Raw genomic sequence first — 17817 nt, forward strand, 5'->3', positions numbered from 1 at the left:
GGCTCTTTTACTATCATTCTTTGCTTTTTCTGGCTCAACTATTATTTTTTATTGAAAGAGCCTTCCCTGATGGAACCTATTCTTTTCTCTTCATTCTGATATTTTTTTAACTATTGGTTGGAAAACGAGTTTCTAGAAGCCAAGTTTATAGGTATGAATTTTTTTCCCTTGCATGAGGACGTTTTTTATTGTATAAAATGCAGGGCGCTTTGTATTTTTCAAAAAAAGGCAGTATGCTAATGGCAGTATGCTAATAATTCTCTGGAAAAAGGTTGGATCGAAGGAATCCCGAAACTTTTCCTTCGATTTTTTGTGTACAGGGTTTTGTACGTTGAATTCTCACTGCTTTTTTGATGTTTTTTAATGCGTTTTTATATACTCAATCATCCGTGGGGTCAGCAGAGGGATGATTTCGGGCAGCATGTTCGGCATCAGGTTTTCCATGGCTTTTGGCATGAGGTCCGGGAGTTGCTCTCTCATGTAATCAGGCATCGGGACCCTTCTCTCAACAGCTTTGAGCATATCCGGCATGACCTTTGGCATGACAGAAGGCATGAGCATTGGCATCATAACCGGCATCATGGGCTTCATCATGGCGTCCATTCCGGGCACATACTTGACCATCTTCATCATGGCCTGAAGGGGAGCTGGCATTGCGGCCATCATCTGGGGCAGGAGTTCTACCATCAGGTCGGTCATGTTTTCGGGCTGCATGAGGGCGATCATCTTCTCAAAGGGCATCCATGACTGCAGGGCGTAGTTTGTCGTGTCCGGGATGTCATAGCCGAGGCTTCTTGCCACAAGGGCGCCGAGGTCCTGGGATTCTATGTTCATGTTGTTTTTCTCGGCGGCGACACGGAACTGGACCGTACAGCAGGGACACAGGGCCGCAATGATGTCTGCGTTTACATCCACAGCTTCCTGAAGCCTCATGCCTCCAAGTTTATATGCAACCGGAGGTTCGGCAATAAGGCTCACCACCGATCCACAGCAGTGTGCCTGTTCCCTGTTGTGTTCAAGTTCTCTGAACTGGATGCCGGGGATGGCTTTCAAAAGTTCCCTCGGGGGTTCGTATACCTTGCCCCCGGCTCTTCCCAGGTGGCAGGAGTCATGCCAGGCAACCACTTTATTCAGAGGGTTCTTGAATTTGGGCTTCAGCACGTCCAGACGCTCCACCAGGACTTCGGAATAGTGCTTTGTCTCAAGCCCGTATTCAATGCCCAGTTTTTCCGCCCACTGGGGATAGACCGTGTGCCACATGAGCCAGCAGGCTGGGCAGGAAGTGATCACGGTTTTTACACCTTTCTTTTTCATGTTCGAGACGTTCATCCGCATGATCTTTTCAAATACATCCCACTTCCCGGCAACGAGCATGGGAATTCCACAGCAGGCCTCTTTGTCTCCCAGCCCTGTAAACTCGATCCCCGCATCGTCGAGCATACGCACAGCCCCGACAGCCACGTCTTTTTCCACAAAGGACGCCGTACAGCCTGCAAAGTAGGCATACTCGGCTTTGTCTTTCATTTTTGCCCTGATGTCGTCAGGAATCCATTTGTCCCTGTCTTTGCTGAAGTTTGCCCATATGTTCCTCTCCTTCAAGAGGCTTGCAGCCATGATTTCAAAGGGCGGGAAAGTCATCTTTTTCTCTTCATCAACCAGCTTTCCGCGCATTGTCATCCAGGCATGTTCGATTGGCATGTCCAGCTCACAACGGGCGTCGCACATCTGGCAGGTAGTGCAGGCAAGGAAGGTGTTCGTCTGCCTCTGGTCAAGTTTTTCCCGGCCTGCCAGGTATTCCTTGATGAAGAACCATTTTCCCCTGGGGGACTGGGACTCCCATCCCCTGCCGTAGTACTGGTCGCACTCGCTCACACAGTATCCGCACTGGGAACAGGAGTAGGCAAGTTCGACAATGTCTGCCGGGATGTCCTTTTCGTCTTTGAAGGAAACTTCTCCGATCCCTGACATATTTCCAACAAGCCTTCCCATGGGTTCGAAGGAAGAGCCGAGGGACACGGCGGTGTTCAGGAGCCCTTTTCCGTCCAGGGTCTCAGGGTTCATGATTCCGTTGGGGTCGAATTCTTTCCTGAGGGCTTCTATTTCCGAAAGCCGGTCTCCAAAGACGCTCTGTTTTTTCGAGGCAAAGAAGAGGCCTGAAGAATAGGCTCTGCCTTCGTTTTCTTCTGCAATTTTCAGGATGCTCAGGGAAAGGGCAAAGGCCGTATTGAAGAGTAAGGAGCGTTCGGAGTGGCGCATGAAGCAGAGAAGTACAACGTTTCCGTCACTGATAACCATCCCTTCGATGAGCACCGGGAGTTTTATCCTCTTTTCAATTTCTTCAAAAGCGCTATCCATCTTCTCAAGCGGCACGAGGATCTCAGCAGGGATAAAGGAGGGGCCTAGCCTTTTAACTTTCATGGACTTGAACCATTCCTCAGTCTCGTGCTTTGCAATCTCTTCGGGAAGGACCGTTCCACCTGCGTTCTTGATTGCTTCTTTTAGGCCGGAGACGTCCCTGGAGGCAGGGTACATGAAGGTACAGACGTAAGCAACAGGTAGCACTGGCCTTTGTTTGTCCACAATTTCTCCATAGTGGAGTTTCTGGGGTGATTTATTCTTCATGTCCGCCCATTCGGGGTTCAGGAAAGAGATGGACCAGAGGGGTATGTTCTTTTTCCTTATGGTTTCTACCGCTTTTTTCATGGCTGAAGCGTCGGGGAAGCTGGCGGAAACAGCTTTTCTCTCATCGAGCTTCTGGACTTTCAGGGTAATTTCGGTGATAATACCCGTGGTCCCCATTGTCCCTATTAACTTCTTGAGTTCGGGGCCGGAAAAGTCCCTTATTTTTCCGTTGGGGAGGACAACCCGGGCTTTTTCCATGCTCTCATAGCCCCAGCCGAATTCATAACTTCCATATCCGGCTCCGCTCTGAGCCAGCCAGCCCCCTACGGTCGAGGATGGAGCGCTTGAAGGGATTGCTCTGACAGAAAGCCCTTTCTCTTTCAGCTTCCTATCTAAATTTTCCCAGATGAGCCCGCTCTGCACCACTGCTTTCTGCCCTTCTGGATCGATGCTTATGATCTTATTCAGTAATGTGACATCGGCAACTATGCCTCCCTTCGTAGGGATTACCCCGCCATACCCGGAGGAAGCCCCTGCACGGGGGACAACCGGAATCTGGTGCCTGTTTGCAAATTCCAGAAGTTTTACTGCATCTTCTTCCGTCCGGATTTTTACAACAGCTGCAGGGTCAGTGTTCCCTATTACTTTTTTGACAAGTGGGGGTAAGGCTCCTATATCGTGGTTATAATAGTGGCGATCGCGTTTGTCAAGATTGACGCATTCCCCGAAGAGTTCGGAGAGTTCTGTTTTTTGGGCTTCTGAAAGTTCCGGTACACTTCTTGCTGTCATATTCTTCTCCTCCTGAATTATGGCCTATTTGTGGACACTGATTTGTGGACACTTTACAGTATGCGCAGATGGTTGCATTAAAGCCAGATTCTGAAAATGTTTTTTGGTTCCCCTATAGTTTATATTATATAATTATAAAATAAAAATATTCGTTTTGTGAGATATGCCGTTTTACCGTTTTTGAGGCATACAGTTGTTTTTGAGATTCAGTTTTCCTTTGAGGGTGTTTTCCTGTGAAACACCGTTCTAATTTTTGCGGAAAATAAAAAATAATAAACAAAAAAATAAAAAATATAAATCAGAACTTCAGGGCATCTTTGGGACAGACACTCACACAACGCCCACATTTTATACAGTCGGGTTTTGTCTCGATCTGGCAGACCTTAAGCTGCATGGGGCACACTTTTTCGCACTTCTTGCAGCTTATGCATTTGTCTTTTTCAAGCTGAAGCTGGTACCTCTTCCCTCCGAGCAGGTTCTGTGCTGTTCCCATCGGGCAGAAAGAACACCAGGCCCTCGGGCTCAGGTAGCTGCCGAGAAGGATTGCAATTGCCGTTGTCACAAGGCATATGGTGACAAAGATCATCCCTATCTTTTCAAAGGTGTTCAGGGTTCCGATGACACTTGAAATCCTGTAGCCCATAACGCCCATCATCAGGAGAAAGATAGGTATGCGCACCCACAGGCTCCTTAAGATGCCCGGGATCTTCTTTTTCTTTGAAATTTTACTGATCCAGAAATCAGCAAGGCTTCCCCTCGGGCAGAGATTTCCGCAGAACCATCTGCCTCTGAAGGGGCTGATAAGGAAGATTGCTGCAAAAATAAGCAACACAAAGTACCCGAGTGCAGGGTACCAGAGCCCTCCTATGGAAACAATAAGTACAAGGATTCCCAGGTAGGGAGTGATTTTGAGCATTTTAAATTAACCTCCGTTTTCCCATTGTTCAAGTTCCTGTCCGAGTCTGTCGGCCCAGGATTGTACAATTTTTAGAATGACATTTTTAATCTGGTTTCTTGAATGGATTTTATAAATGAATACATAGCCTCCTCCGTCAAGGTTTTGCTGTGACCTCTGGAGGATCCCTTTTTCGTGCAGCTTTTTCACGGAACGCTGGACCGTAGAAATATCCAGATCCAGAGATCTGGAAAGGGTGTCAGTATCAACCCATTTTTCGGGTTCATTTAAGAAGTGCTTCATTACATTCAGATCAGCTTTTGTAAGACTGAGAGCGCACTTGATCACATCTTCTACTTTGAATTCCTTGCAGGCAAAGTCTATTATTCCAATCCCTCCTCTCTTCTACAGTACTGTAATATTATATCCGGAGTATTTATATACTGGCAAGTACGGCATACTAAAGGCAAAAATTCGAAGTACCGGAATTTCTTTGATCTATTCGCTCTTTTTCAGAGGTTTCCAGTCAATTAAGCTTATGTTCCCCGCATAAGCCATATGCTTTAAATAAAACAAATTTACCTGATTAAAAATAATCCTATTTCTATTTCATTTCTGGTTGTGTTTAGAGAACATTCCTTTCATATAATATTCCGCTTTCCAGAACATTTCTGTTTTTTCCTTTTTGTAGAATTTTCTCTTTTTTTCCAGGGTATTTTCTCTAATTTGCCTGGTAATGTGTCCGCCTACTGTCCTATAGAGATAGATTTTTATACTCCTTTTACAATCTGCAAATTACGGTTTAATGAGCTTGTTTGATTTGAGGTTTTTTTTCCACAAAGAAATCCGGTCTAAAATATGTTTTCTGCTCATTAATATCCACATATACTCCACAAAAAACCGGCAGGTTTCTCCTTTTATCCTGCCGGATACAAACACCTCTTTTAATTAAAGTATACTTGATTCGGAAAAATTTGTATTCTTCTCCATACTTTTTCCACAGGCTCCCTACTTTTCCTTCTGCATGCAGATCCTTTCCTGATCAGTTTACAGGGGAAACTCGGGAGTTTCCCCGACTGCCAGCACTTACATCCCAAGAGCCGTCTGTGTAATCGTATTTTCTATTTCGTTCTTCAGTTCTTCCGGGATTCCCCTTATACCAACATCCAGGAAGCCCCTTATGATCATTCCAATGGCTTCTTCTTCGGTAAGCCCTCTTGCCATCAGGTACTCTACCTGGTCTTTGGCAATTTTCCCCACGGCTGCCTCATGAGTAAGCTCTATATCATCTACATTTGCCTCAAGGATGGGGATTGCAAGCTGACTTCCTTTGTCGGTAAGGACAAGCCCTTTGCATTCCAGGTGCCCTTTTGCACCCTTTGCATTGCCTATCATTTCTCCCCGTGCAATAAGTCTCCCGCCGATTGTGATTGTTCTCGATATCAGCTCCGCTCTCGTATTCGGGGCGTTGAAAATTGCCCTGCTTCCAAGGTCAAGTTCGGAACCCAGGTGGGCAATTGCTATGGTGTTGAGCCTTGTCACCGCTCCTTTCCCTTCGAGCATTACAGTTGGGTAGGTCTGTACGGAACGTACGGGTTTCAGGCAAATGTAATTGCTTATATAAGTCCCACCTTCTTCTACGTGCACAACAGTTCTCGGGCGGACTCCTATCTGTTCAGCCCAGTTGTGGATCATTGTGAAATTCAGAGTGGCACCTTTTTTTACATACATCTCGGATATTCCAAGGTGCAGGCCTTCTTCAACTCCCTTTTTGGCGGTACAGCCTGTGATAATATCAAGACTTGCTCCTTCCTCGACGACTATGATATTATGCACTGTCTGGGATACCTTTTTGCTTCCCAGCATAAGGCAGGTCTGGACAGGCATGGAAGATTTCTTTCCTGCAGGCGCACGGATAAAGTAACCGTCCGCATTTTCAAGGTAGGTTTTTGCCGTGTACTTGTCAGCATCCACCTGTACGAGTTTCCAGGAGTAATCTTTGAGCCATTCATACTTTTCAAGGGCTTCATGCGTGGACATTAGTTCCACATTCTCATCTTTCAGAGATGAGTGTGAGACTGCATTATCCAGTACCAGAAAACTGCCTGATCTGCCTTCTTCGCTTGGGATTACCCCTACCTGAAGCAGGGTTCTTTTGCTTTCCTCGTCAAGAGTTTGAAGATCTTCAATAGGCTTGCTGACCTTAGAGCCGTCCTCATATTTTGCCAGTTCAAAATCCTCTCCAAAAGTCGCCTTTTTCTCAGTTGCGCTCTCAGCTCTCTTTTTCAGGCTCACTTCATCAGTCTGCATGTTATACACTCCTGATACCCTTTGTTTTTTATTTCTTCCAGCATTTTCAGGGGATTTCCTGAACACATGACCGTTCCATTACAGAGAATATACCCTTTGTCTGCCTGCACATAATCCAGAACCTGGCCTGTATGAGTAATGATAAGGGCGGATTTTCCCTTTTTGCATCTCTTACCCGGGCAGTCCATACCTTCTTCGAGAAGTCCTTTTATTGTCATTCCGACCTGTTCGATGCTTACAAGATCCACCCCGGACTCAGGCTCGTCCAGAAGGTAGAGGCTCGGATTCTGGGCTGCAAGCTGCAGAAGCTCAGAGCGTTTGATCTCTCCGCCTGAAAAACCCACATTTACATCCCTGTCCAGAAAGCGCTTCATATCAAGGTTTTCTGCAAGTTTTTCAGGATCCTTTTTTCCTTTCGATGCTACTTTTACAAGGTCCCTCAGTTTAATTCCTGACATATCCGGAGGACGCTGCATCATGATACCCAGTCCGCGGCGGGCTCTTTCATCCACTGGAAGATTGGTAATATCTTCTCCATTGAACAGTATCCTGCCTTTCACAATCCTGTACTCGCTAAAGCCCATGATTGTCCTCATAAGGGCTGACTTTCCGGCTCCGTTTGGTCCGAAAAGTACATTTGTATACCCTTTTTCAACCTCGAGGTTCACGTCATGAAGCAAAATTTTTCCGTTGACCTCTACAGTCAGGTCTTCTATTTTCAGCATCGATGTTTCTCCCTTAATCTCATTTTTGATACGGTTTCCCCGATTCCTTTTTCCGTATCTCAAGAAGTAGCCGTTCAAAGTGCGTTTATTTGAATTATATTATGTATGGCAGAAATAACGATAAAATCAGATTGTTCTGGCAGTCCTATCTGATTTCCAGTTCTCTGCATAAAGTCCTTTATTCCTGTTGGAGGACATTGTATTTCTAACCATATGTTTTCTCAGTTTCTCCTTAACCTATTTTTTAATTAAAGTGCTAAGGTTAGGGGGCGTGGGGTTCAGTCACTGAAACATCGCAAGCAAGGGGGGCGGTTCTCAAATCTGGACAAAGACGGTAGATGTTTCCGTTTTTCCAGATTTAATCAATAACTCACGGACACTGCCAGTTAGGGATCATGTAATAAATTGAGATTACTATAGGATTAAAACGAAAGTAATTTCTCTTAAGCAGAAATGGTTTTTTGAAAAGAAAGTAATTGTTTGAAAAGAAAGTAATTGTTTGAAAAGAAAGTAATTGTTTGAAAAGAAAGTAATTGTTTGAAAAGAAAGTATGTTCCTTTTAATTCGCATTTACTGAAGTTCAAAGCGCATGCCAGCTCGAGTTTCCATATATTTTGAGGGGAAAGTATCTTTTATTTTTCCCTTATGGGTTGTGCAGTGCCCTGCTGCTATCAATTCCATCTCTTTAAGCCTCTCGAACCTATCGCTATCATGCAGCCCTCCAATAATTCCTTTAATATCCCCATAATAAAGAGCAGCATCCATAATTGCATCAATTCCCGGATGAGCACAGCCTGTAAGTACATAGGAACCGTTTTCTGTACCCAGAACAAGGGACTGTTCTTTGATTTTATCTCCCAGTTCTCCTGTGCTCCAGACCCCATTAGATATCTCTAAGGCTTCCTTTACCTCTACAAGGTCAGCCCTTTTCTTTATTTCCCTTTTGAGTTTCTCTGAAAAAGATGAAGGTACATAAACAGTGAGTCCGGGATTTGCGTGAAGGATCTCGGGCAGACCTCCGATATGGTCCCAGTGTTGATGGGAAAGGACCAGTTTACTTATACAGGCAGGACTGATGCCAATTTTCTCCATATGCTTGAGAAGCAGAGTTCCATCCCATCCAGTATCGAAAAGGAGGATTTCTCTGCCTGTTTCAAGTAGAGCCGAAAATCCCCAGCTTCCTGTAAAACCTGGGTATGCTTCATTATCATACAGCACTGTTAGCCTGAGCATCTGCCTGCCTCAAATTTTGAATATTCTTATTATTATGTTTCTAAACGTATCCGGTCATATTTCTGACATTGTTCGGTAATCCAGTACAGTGGAAATCGGGTTTGTTTCAATTTCAATTCCCGTTTCCTCAAGGGCACAGATCCCGTTAATTCCTCCCACTACTGCAACCCCGAACTTTCCTGTTTCAACCGGAGCTCCAAGTAGAAACTCATCAATTTCTCCTGTAGTGATACATCCTGCCAAACCCACCTTTGCTGCCCTTTTCATAATTTCTCCTGCCTTCTCATAGGCCGAAGAATTTATCTGCCGCATATTGGCAAGGATTTTTCCTTCTCCTTTTTCAAGCACCTCAAGGACTGAGGTGGGAGCTCTATTCATGAAAATCTTTATCGGATCAATGGAAGTCCCGCTGTAGGAGATCAGTTCAAGAAAACGCGCTGGTTTCCTGTTTTCTATCTGGAGGATCCCTCCATAGGCGGGTTCTACAGGAATACCTGCTTTCAGGAGAAGCCCATCAAAAGTGACGCTACATACGGTAGCTATTCCTATTTTCCCCGGAGGGAGAGGTATTTCAGGTCCTGAATCCTCTTCGAAGATTCTAACCCTCGGGCTTATCATGTACCCTGAGTGGGCTGTATACGAAATCAAATCAATAACAGTTTCGAAATCGTCTTTGTCAAAATAAGAAATATTTGCCACTACATCCCCTGTATCTGTTTCGGGGTTATAAGTGGTTCTGAATGCCATTTCTTCGATCCTGGAGATTACAAAACCAAAACGATCCCCTATGAGGGCATCATTCATCTCATTTTCTCCAAGGTCCGTAAGTGTACGCCCGGCATATCCGTGTTTGTGTGTAAACCCTCTCTCATCCAGGATCCTCAGGTGGTAGCGGACAGCCCGTTCTCCTATATCATAGCCCCGGTTGTTCAGTTCGTCAGCTATGGCCCGGGCACCTATGGGTTTATCACTTTCGTGAATCACCCTCATGATTTCAATGAGTTTTCGCTCTATTTGCGGATCCATCATGTCTATAACACCGTTATACCCTGTATCAATTCCGTGAACTTTACGGATAATCGTGATAAAACCACAAAGACCACACATTGAATCATTTTGTGAGTGGTCTCAATGAGTAAATTTAAGTGGTTTCAGTAGAAGTTTCAGTAAGTAGTTTTCCGGGACGCCTCAATGAGTTTTTCAGTGAGTTCCGGTTCAGTATAATTATTTTTGAATATAATTGGCTATTTCTTGCTTGCTCCAAACGGATTCAATCCTGCTTTTAAATACTCAATTATAGTAAATCTTTTCGTACTTAATATAAGTTTGTCTTATTCAACTTCATAAAACCTCAGCAGGAAACCCGTTAAATCTTTTGATTTAGCGGGTAGTTGGCAATAACTACTGCTGAGAATCTAGGAAAAGATCATTTTCCAGACAACAAAAAGTTCTTTAACAATCTCTTTATTAACTTTTTCTTTTATCTCTAAGGTGGGAAGATCCCTTTTCCTCAGCATATCCGGTTTACTGGATATGACAGGTAGGGGATGAGCCTGGGGATTTTCTGGCAATTAGCCGGAAGTATGAATCCGGAAGCCCGTTAAATCTTTAGATTTAGCGGGTAGTTCACACCAGCTTTACAATTCCAGGTTCGGGAGAATAAAGCTCTCCTGTTTCCAGAAGTTTCTTCAAAATTAAATCAAATTTCTCCTTACTTATCCCTTTTTCCATAGCTTTCTCACAAAACTCTTCAATTCCTATTTTCCCATCCGAAACCTTAAGGATCTCATTGAGGATCGATTTCTGGTCTTTTTTCGCGGCTGTGCTTCCAGAAGAAGTTCCGGGTCCCGGTTGAGCTGTTCCTTTCAGGGCCTGGTCTCCGGGATTTGAGTTTCCAGATTCTTTCGGAAAGGTTTTCAGGGAAAAAGTTTCTGTTCCGTTTCCGGAAAGTTCAGCCTGCAAGCGAGTTCTGAAGTCCACAGCTTCGGATAATTCTTCGAAAGAGCCGAATATTCTGAGTTTTCGCGCTTGCAGGAGGGCTCCGCAGTGCTGGCATCTAAGGGTTTTCTTTCCGGTCTCTGTTATCTGGGCCTGCTGCCTGCATTTAGGGCACACTACCACAACATAACGTGAGTCTCCGGGGTTTTCTCCAAACTCCATCTCTTCTCACCTTCCGTACCTTCTCTGCCTTTTCTGAAAATCCCTTATCACTCTCATAAGGTCTATTTTTCGTACATCTTCCCAGTTGACATCCGTAAAATAGAGTTCCGAATATACGGATTGCCAGACAAGGAAATCCGAAAGTTTCTGCCCTCCCGAACGGATCATTATATCAGGTTCATGCTTGACAAGGAGGTGTGATTCAAGCATTTTTTCGTCTACTTCTTCCGGTCTGATACTTCCCGCCTTGATCTCCTCAAGTATAGAAAGTACAGACCTAGTGATTTCCCCTCTTCCTCCAAAACCAAGTGATACATATACAAAAAAATCCCCGCCCTGCCTGCTGCTCTGTATTTCCCCTTCAAGGCCATATATTTCATAACCTGTTCCGGAAAGAAGATCTATGAAACCTTCTTCCAATCTGGTTCCAAGTGTTGACGCAAGCTCGGTTTTCACCGGCTGATCAGTCTTAAGAATATCAACATAAATGCTCACGAGTTCTACCTTAAACTTTTTAAACGTGAGAAGCGCGGCCAGAAGTTTTTCCATCCCTTTAGGGTCAAGGAGATCGGTTTCCTTGAGTATGATAGCCACGTGCGCAGGGGTCTTTGTGGTTGACCTCGTTATTTGCCAGGCCAGGTACCTCTCATAGAGGGGATAACCAAAAGAAAGCAGATCCATCGAGTATTCATCCTAAAAAAGCCTTAAATGGCCTGGTATTTATTTCTCATTGTTTTTATCCTGTTTCAGGTTTTTCTCAGGTATGCAGTTTTTTTAGGCTCGTTTTACAACCAGTTATTTTGCAGTAGAGACGATTTTGATTACATCCCCATTTTTCAGCTCGTGTTTTTCACCAAGTCTGAGTCTCGTCCTTGCATCCACAGCATACAGGAAACGATCTCCTATCTCGGTATGGATCTGGTATGCAAGATCGTGGCAGGTAGAACCTCTTTTCATAAGGTAAGCATCTGGAAGCATATTCCCTACTTTGTCGGACCATTTTCCTTCGTCTTCTACGGGATATACTACAATAAGGTCCAGAAGTTCAAAGACAGTCCTGTTTATGCACTCCTGAACCCCGGTGGTGCCAAGCCGTTCAACTACTTTATGGATGGCTTCAAGCCCTTTCTTCTGGGCATTTGTAAGATCTTCCGTAAGCACCTCGAAGTCTCCATTTCCTGGCGTGTACTTGATTATTCCACTTTTTGCAGCGGATTTCAAAGCCAGTTCGGCTGCTGCACTCGTAGGTACTACTATCCTGTCAAGTTCTTTGAGTTTTTTCAGGTTTTCTCCTGGGGCAATATCTGCCTTATTTGCAGCGATAAGGAGAGGTTTACTGAACTCTCTCATAGTATCACAGAGCCGGATCATGTCTTCTTCAGTCCATTTTATATGATCCACCCTTGCAAGCCCGGTCTCAATTAAGGCAGCATTTACGTGAGATTCCTTTATCCCTGCCCCTGCAAGCTGTTCTGAAATTACGATTTCAAGCTTTAACCCTTCTGCCTGGATCTTTCTGGAAAGCTTCACCCAGTTCCTTTCCAGAATTCCATAGAGCCACATGGTAATTTCCCTGTTCAGGAAAGCCACATCCTCAAGAGGGTCATGGTCTCCTATTTCTACAGGGTTGCCCTCAGCGTCTGTCCCACCCGAGGCATCTACAACATGAATTATTGCCTGAGCCTGCCGGAGCTCGTCCAGGAAAGTGTTTCCAAGTCCTCTCCCTTTGCACGCGTCCGGCACAAGCCCTGCAACGTCAATGATATCAATCGGAACATGTCTGATTCCGTCCACACACTTTCCGCATGTTTTTTCCTTCTCTTTACAGGGGCACTCAGCCTGAACATATGTGACACCGTGGTTGGCGTTTATAGTTGTGAAGGGATAATTTGCAATCTCAACATCTGCGAGGGTAGCTGCTTTGAAGACGGTGGACTTGCCCGCATTGGGCTTTCCTGCAAGGCCTATGGTCATCGACATAAATTATAAAAACGAACTTGTTGCATTTAATCTTTATTGATATTGAAGCCTTAGAAACAGGTTTTTTTCCTCACTTTTCAGAGAAAATAGACAGATGTGTTGCAGATTCAGCCTTATCTTGAGTAACAAAGTTTATATGCTAGAATGTGCTTATCAATGGTACTCGCTTGCGTCCCGATAGGGTAGTGGATATCCTTGAGGCCTGCGGAGCCTTAGACCTGAGTTCAAGTCTCAGTCGGGACGTAAATTTCTATTTATTCTCTTTTTTCTAATTTCTCTTTCCTTTTACCTTTGTTTTTTTATTTTTCTTTACTTTTCCTTTTACCTTTGTTTTTTTATTTTTCTTTTGTTTGTTTTAAATATCTCTACAAGATAATGTGTATAAGTGAACTTATATTATAATGACTGAAAACTGGTGATATTCATGAAAGGGAAAATTCTGGTTTTACTTCTGGTGTTTATGTTTTTGTTTGCCTCCGGTTGTGCCGAGGAAGACTCGGGGTCTGCGACTGAAGAATCCGATGCTTCGGAAGCCGCAGCAGAAACGCAAGAAAATATGTCGCAGGAAAATGTTGTTTCAGGGACTGGAAAAGACCATATTGTCCGCCTTGAGTATTATAAAGTAATAAGACCTTCAGAACTGGATGTCCAGGCAGGGGACACAGTTTCCTGGTGGAGCGGCAAAAGGCAGGGGACCTATGTCCTTGTAAGTGAAGAAGGACTCTTTTCGGATCAGGAAATGGCTTACAGTGTTCCTTATAGCTATACTTTTAACACTCCAGGGACCTACCTTTTCACTGTAAAAGACACTCCGGAAATGAACGTAACTATCAGGGTGAACTGAGAATCTCTGTTCTCCCTTTTTTTAAAAACATCGCTTTTTTTCTACTGATATCCGTCTTCTGCGCGGTCGGGCAAAGTTTTATAAGGCAGAGTTTCAGGATTGACCAGTAATAATTACAGATGAATGATCGCCATAATGTCCGTTTATAGGCCGAGGTCTCAGGCTCTTTATGAACCCATCTGAAAAAAAAGGATACACATGATTGTTGTAATAATGCTCTTTTCGGAACAGGCGCCATCGACTGCTTTCAGGGACAGCACTCTTTTAAGAGCTATTTTTCTTTAAAAATTAATCTGGTTAATAGCTATTTTATATCTGGAAATTTTGATCGAAGGAAGATTCCTCTCAGATCCTTGTAATCGGCCTTGCCATGCCTTTATAATGGTCAAAAAGTTCTTTTCCCCATTTAAGTGCGCTGTCGTCAAAACTTACCAGATTATGGTTGTAATAGATCCCGCTATTGCAAAAGAGGGATAGAGACATAAATTTCTCTGTAACTATGCTTGATGCGATTTTCATATTATTGTTGTTACAGACATAGAGTTTAGTGTATTTTAAGTTCAGGAAGTGTTCAAGCTCTTTTTTGTAGTCGTTGAGCATCCTGTCATAAACATACTCAGTGAATACAAGTGTAATATCCGTACCCTTTGCTGCAAGCTCTATACAGAGCGAAGGATAGATCGGAAGGAAAAATGAAGATGAGATCATTACCTTCTCGGATTCTGAAAGGTGTTCTACGACTTCTTTTGGGTACTCGAACACGTGGTTTCTATCAGGGTTTACTTCACTATAGTCTCCAAGCTTTCCGAGACTATCCAGGAATTCGGGAGGAATTGATGTCATATCCTGGTTTATCCAGTAATCGTGGTTTTTATCGAATACATTAAAAGTTTCAAGGATTGCTCTCATCTTGGGGACAAGAATCTCTCCGATGCTGGAAAGTTTGTAGAGCCTGTTGCTTTCGACAATTAAGTCATGCTTCATCAGGATCTTTATCTGGGTCATTATGGGGCTTGAGCGTACATCGAGTGTATTTTTGATCTCTTCGATGTTCTTGGGTCCGTCCAGAAGCAGTAGAAGGAGGTTTTTCCTTTTTTCTGAAAGAAAGAGAACATCCAGTAATGATGACTCCATCTAATTCCCTCTCTTATTTTTCATCTTATTATATCTAACATTATATATATCTCTATACCCGGAATCTGTGCACCTGTCATGCTTTACTCGCAAAATTGATATTCTTTCCATAGATGGCTTTCAGAGCATGAGTGCGGGGACAGATCGAAAATTGCCATTTTTTTATGCAACGGATTACTAATATAATTATTTTTCATTATCTTTATTAGTTGTAGGGTTCATCTGCATATTTTCTCTTTTATGGGTCTTCTTCAGATCAGATCTCTTTTACCTGCCTGGAAAGCCTTTTGAAATAATCGAATAATTCCTGGCCCCACCGAAGAGCGCTGGGCTCAAAGCTCATAATAAATTGCTGGTCAAATTTTCCATTCTTATCGAAGAGCCCCAGGAGCATTATTCTGTCAGTTACTGTAATTTCTGTAATTTTTACTCCTTCTTTGGAAACATACAGACTTACATTATCCATGCCCATTACTTCTTTTATCATATTTGAGTGCTCGTTTGAGAGATGGTCCCAGACTGACTGTGTGAAATTCAGAGAAATCTCGGCATCTTTTCTTCCGAGTTCAACATACAGGGGTAGATAGGCAGGATTGAAATAAGAAGCAAGGGTCGAAGCTCGCTTTGCATTGACCATACTGTCTATTATTTTAGGAGATGGTTCATATATGTGATTCAGGTCGGGTTCGACAAGGATACAGTCTCCAAGTTCGGATATTCGCTCCAGAAGATGTCGGGGGATTGAGTTCAGGTCGTGGTTTGTCCAGTAACAGTTATTTTTTTCCACGACTTCAAGGGCACTTATCAGTGGCTTTACCTTCTTGATGATAAACTCTCCCAGCACTGTGAGTTTGTACATCCTGTCTTCCTGCACTATAAGGTCACTGTCTATGAGTTTCTTTATCTGTGGAAGAATCGACGTGGCGGTAACATCAAGTTCTGTCCTGACCTCATCAATGCTTTTTGAGCCTCCATCCAGCAGTATAAGGAGGTTTTTTCTTTTATCGGAGCGGAAAACAAGATCAATAAGTGAAGATTCCATATCTTCTTACTTCCTATGGTGTACTATCTTGCTATATGCCGCCGATCCTTTTTCCCGGCAGGCTGCTTCTTGGCTGTTCAATGTCAACTTCCGCATTTCTCCGGAGTTTTTCAAGTTAATCTTTTTTACACGGGGATACAGAATTGTCAATTTTAATCCTTTGAAAAACCAGGTGCACAGACTCCTACAAAGGTCATCTTTGTCTCCATTGGCGTATGCTTCCAGTCGGGTGGAGAGAGATACTCTATGCTGGTGTTTATCTTTATTGAGCTGGCCGGAAGCCCGAAATCTTTCATTGAATCCAGAATAAGTTCTTCTCCGACCCTGTGAGCGTATTCCACTGCTCCCCTGTACTGCTCGAATTTTTTCCTTCCAGCCGGGGTAAACACCAGAAAATTCTGGTCCGGATTTTCCATTAAATTGGGCCTTATAGTTATTTCAATTCTTTTGATTCCTTTTCCCACAAGGGCTCCAACCGCATTGCCTACTCTAGCCTGTTCAGGGACTATAATTTCTGCATCAATCAGAGCTTTCAGTTCTTCATGATAGGCTTTTACCGGCCCTCCCAGCAGGACGATGGGGATATTTATCTTATACTGGGCAGGGACTTCTCCCTCCAGCATCTTCTTTATTCCGTCTTTTCCCCTTCCTTCCATAATAAAGGACATCAGGCTGTAAGCCATGTTTCTGGCAACCTGCTGCTTCACTTTTTTGCAGAAGGCATGGATCCCCATCTGAGTAAAGCGGGAAAGTTTTTTGGCTCCTATCTGTGCGGTTTCGACATCCCATTCCGTATATTCCCCAAGGACATGGAGGGCATCCGTAGGTGTGAAGCCTATTGCATGGATCAGCCGCTGTTGCATCAGTGAGTCGAGAACTGCAGGAGAGGGGAAACGTTTCATTTTATTTAGGATATCATGAATGGAAAGAGGTTCGTTTCCTATAACTTCCAGTAATTTCTTCTCACTTTCGGTGGGGTTGATGGGTGTAACACCGGTGCTGACAAAGAACTTTGTTGGCTGGATATGCTCATTGAGCATGGTTCTAAGGGGTACCGGGTTTTTTTCAAGTTTCTCCTTGAAATTGGGGTACTTTACTGCAGCAAAGCAGAGGGGCATGACTCTCCTTGGGCCTATCCTCACGCACTTTTTGAACCATACATGGCTGTCTCCCCCGTTTGCAGAGCTTTCCATTTTGATAGCCTTTATCCGGGTCTGCCAGCCTCCCACGATGGCGCCTCTCTCACAAAGTTTAGGGATTCCGTTTTCTATTATAGACACATCGGTGCTTGTCCCGCCTACATCGATTACGGCACATGTGTCAAGTCCTGAAAGGTGTGAGGCTCCCATAATACTTGCAGCAGGGCCTGAAAATATCGTTTCGATGGGGCGCAGTTTTGCTCCTTTTATGTCTATGACTGAGCCGTCACATTTCAGCATGAGGACCTTCGCATCAAGATCTCTTTCCTTTACTTCGGCGATAATTGAATGGATAAACTGATAGGTTATGGGAATTAACTGGGCGTTCAGGACCGCGGTTGCTGCCCTTTCGTAGGCTCCCAGTTCCTGGGATAAGTCATGCCCGCAGACCACAGGATGCCCTGTCAGTTTAAGGATTACATTCTTTATCTTGAGCTCATGTTCCGGGTTTCTGGTACTGAAATAGGAAGAAACGGCAAATGCAGAGACTTTCTTTTTCATACTCACAGCAAACTGTTCTACCGCAGTTATGTCAAGCGGGTGGAGTTCCTCTCCGTTGCTATCATGTCCGCCTCTAACCGTAATGTAGTAGTCGGCTGGGAGTTCCTTGGGGATTGTGTAATCTCCTACAAGGATCAGGCCCACAGGATACCCTGTCCTTTCCAGGATGGTATTTGTTGAAAGAGTTGTGGAAACCGACACAAGTTTTACTTTCTTCAGGTATTCCGGATTCAACTTATTCATTGCATTTCGAATTCCGGTCATAAGGTCCGGATAGGTGGTAACCGCTTTGCTTGTATCAAGGATCCGGCTGTCCGAATCCCTTAAGATAACTGCATCAGTGTATGTTCCACCTGCGTCAATACCCAGACTATATTGCATTG

Annotated in this window: 14 protein-coding genes and 1 tRNA gene; 2 read left to right on the top strand and 13 right to left on the bottom strand. The window is 44.0% G+C overall.

Annotation, left to right across the window (positions count from 1 at the left end; all coding sequences use genetic code 11):
• Window positions 1-360 precede the first annotated feature (360 nt).
• The 10 genes from EO98_RS14095 to EO98_RS14140 form a co-directional block, all read right to left on the bottom strand.
• Window positions 361-3411, bottom strand: coding sequence for an FAD-binding and (Fe-S)-binding domain-containing protein (locus tag EO98_RS14095; RefSeq protein WP_048137796.1), 3051 nt, complete (start codon window positions 3409-3411; stop codon window positions 361-363).
• 298 nt (window positions 3412-3709) lie between these two features.
• A complete protein-coding gene (locus tag EO98_RS14100) occupies window positions 3710-4327 on the bottom strand; it encodes a 4Fe-4S binding protein (protein ID WP_200895256.1) in 618 nt (205 codons plus the stop codon).
• Window positions 4328-4333: 6 nt separating this feature from the next.
• Window positions 4334-4693: a TrmB family transcriptional regulator gene (locus tag EO98_RS14105; protein ID WP_048133566.1), complete on the bottom strand. Its 360-nt coding sequence runs from the start codon at window positions 4691-4693 to the stop codon at window positions 4334-4336.
• A gap of 699 nt (window positions 4694-5392) precedes the next feature.
• Window positions 5393-6616: a SufD family Fe-S cluster assembly protein gene (locus EO98_RS14110; protein ID WP_048137799.1), complete on the bottom strand. Its 1224-nt coding sequence runs from the start codon at window positions 6614-6616 to the stop codon at window positions 5393-5395.
• Entirely contained in the window at window positions 6598-7341 is a 744-nt protein-coding gene (locus EO98_RS14115; RefSeq protein WP_048137801.1) for an ABC transporter ATP-binding protein, read from the bottom strand. Before EO98_RS14115 ends, EO98_RS14110 begins: the two co-directional genes overlap by 19 nt.
• A gap of 570 nt (window positions 7342-7911) precedes the next feature.
• Entirely contained in the window at window positions 7912-8574 is a 663-nt protein-coding gene (locus EO98_RS14120; RefSeq protein ID WP_048137803.1) for an MBL fold metallo-hydrolase, read from the bottom strand.
• A gap of 54 nt (window positions 8575-8628) precedes the next feature.
• On the bottom strand, window positions 8629-9603 hold the full coding sequence (locus tag EO98_RS14125) for a DUF128 domain-containing protein (protein ID WP_048133562.1): 975 nt from the start codon (window positions 9601-9603) through the stop codon (window positions 8629-8631).
• Window positions 9604-10200: 597 nt separating this feature from the next.
• The gene (locus EO98_RS14130; RefSeq protein WP_048137805.1) at window positions 10201-10734 is read right to left on the bottom strand and encodes a DUF5817 domain-containing protein; all 534 of its coding nucleotides are present in this window, start codon (window positions 10732-10734) and stop codon (window positions 10201-10203) included.
• A gap of 6 nt (window positions 10735-10740) precedes the next feature.
• A complete protein-coding gene (locus EO98_RS14135) occupies window positions 10741-11415 on the bottom strand; it encodes an undecaprenyl diphosphate synthase family protein (RefSeq protein ID WP_048137807.1) in 675 nt (224 codons plus the stop codon).
• 114 nt (window positions 11416-11529) lie between these two features.
• Window positions 11530-12714 (bottom strand): redox-regulated ATPase YchF, encoded by a 1185-nt coding sequence (locus tag EO98_RS14140; protein WP_048137809.1) that lies wholly within the window; start codon window positions 12712-12714, stop codon window positions 11530-11532.
• Window positions 12715-12885: 171 nt separating this feature from the next.
• Here EO98_RS14140 and EO98_RS14145 point away from each other — a divergent pair.
• A tRNA-Arg gene (locus EO98_RS14145) sits at window positions 12886-12957 on the top strand.
• A 181-nt stretch (window positions 12958-13138) separates the two neighbouring features.
• Window positions 13139-13558, top strand: a complete 420-nt coding sequence (locus EO98_RS14150) for a cell surface lipoprotein (RefSeq protein WP_048137811.1) — start codon at window positions 13139-13141, stop codon at window positions 13556-13558.
• Between the two features lie 345 nt (window positions 13559-13903).
• Here EO98_RS14150 and EO98_RS14155 read toward each other — a convergent pair whose 3' ends face one another.
• The 3 genes from EO98_RS14155 to EO98_RS14165 form a co-directional block, all read right to left on the bottom strand.
• Window positions 13904-14692: a winged helix-turn-helix domain-containing protein gene (locus EO98_RS14155; RefSeq protein ID WP_048137813.1), complete on the bottom strand. Its 789-nt coding sequence runs from the start codon at window positions 14690-14692 to the stop codon at window positions 13904-13906.
• A gap of 256 nt (window positions 14693-14948) precedes the next feature.
• Entirely contained in the window at window positions 14949-15734 is a 786-nt protein-coding gene (locus EO98_RS14160) for a winged helix-turn-helix domain-containing protein (RefSeq protein ID WP_048137816.1), read from the bottom strand.
• Between the two features lie 152 nt (window positions 15735-15886).
• Window positions 15887-17815 carry a hydantoinase/oxoprolinase N-terminal domain-containing protein gene (locus tag EO98_RS14165; RefSeq protein WP_048137818.1) on the bottom strand — a complete coding sequence of 643 codons (1929 nt, stop codon included), beginning with the start codon at window positions 17813-17815 and terminating at the stop codon, window positions 15887-15889.
• Window positions 17816-17817 lie beyond the last annotated feature (2 nt).

It is taken from the genome of Methanosarcina sp. 2.H.T.1A.6 (genome assembly GCF_000979455.1).
In the GTDB taxonomy this organism is placed as follows: domain Archaea; phylum Halobacteriota; class Methanosarcinia; order Methanosarcinales; family Methanosarcinaceae; genus Methanosarcina.

Bases quoted from the DNA above. Each gene is read 5' to 3' on its own strand.
- EO98_RS14095 (WP_048137796.1), bottom strand. From the start codon at position 3,411: ATGACAGCAAGAAGTGTACCGGAACTTTCAGAAGCCCAAAAAACAGAA.
- EO98_RS14100 (WP_200895256.1), bottom strand. From the start codon at position 4,327: ATGCTCAAAATCACTCCCTACCTGGGAATCCTTGTACTTATTGTTTCC.
- EO98_RS14110 (WP_048137799.1), bottom strand. From the start codon at position 6,616: ATGCAGACTGATGAAGTGAGCCTGAAAAAGAGAGCTGAGAGCGCAACT.
- EO98_RS14115 (WP_048137801.1), bottom strand. From the start codon at position 7,341: ATGCTGAAAATAGAAGACCTGACTGTAGAGGTCAACGGAAAAATTTTG.
- EO98_RS14120 (WP_048137803.1), bottom strand. From the start codon at position 8,574: ATGCTCAGGCTAACAGTGCTGTATGATAATGAAGCATACCCAGGTTTT.
- EO98_RS14125 (WP_048133562.1), bottom strand. From the start codon at position 9,603: ATGATGGATCCGCAAATAGAGCGAAAACTCATTGAAATCATGAGGGTG.
- EO98_RS14130 (WP_048137805.1), bottom strand. From the start codon at position 10,734: ATGGAGTTTGGAGAAAACCCCGGAGACTCACGTTATGTTGTGGTAGTG.
- EO98_RS14135 (WP_048137807.1), bottom strand. From the start codon at position 11,415: ATGGATCTGCTTTCTTTTGGTTATCCCCTCTATGAGAGGTACCTGGCC.
- EO98_RS14140 (WP_048137809.1), bottom strand. From the start codon at position 12,714: ATGTCGATGACCATAGGCCTTGCAGGAAAGCCCAATGCGGGCAAGTCC.
- EO98_RS14150 (WP_048137811.1), top strand. From the start codon at position 13,139: ATGAAAGGGAAAATTCTGGTTTTACTTCTGGTGTTTATGTTTTTGTTT.
- EO98_RS14155 (WP_048137813.1), bottom strand. From the start codon at position 14,692: ATGGAGTCATCATTACTGGATGTTCTCTTTCTTTCAGAAAAAAGGAAA.
- EO98_RS14160 (WP_048137816.1), bottom strand. From the start codon at position 15,734: ATGGAATCTTCACTTATTGATCTTGTTTTCCGCTCCGATAAAAGAAAA.
- EO98_RS14165 (WP_048137818.1), bottom strand. From the start codon at position 17,815: ATGCAATATAGTCTGGGTATTGACGCAGGTGGAACATACACTGATGCA.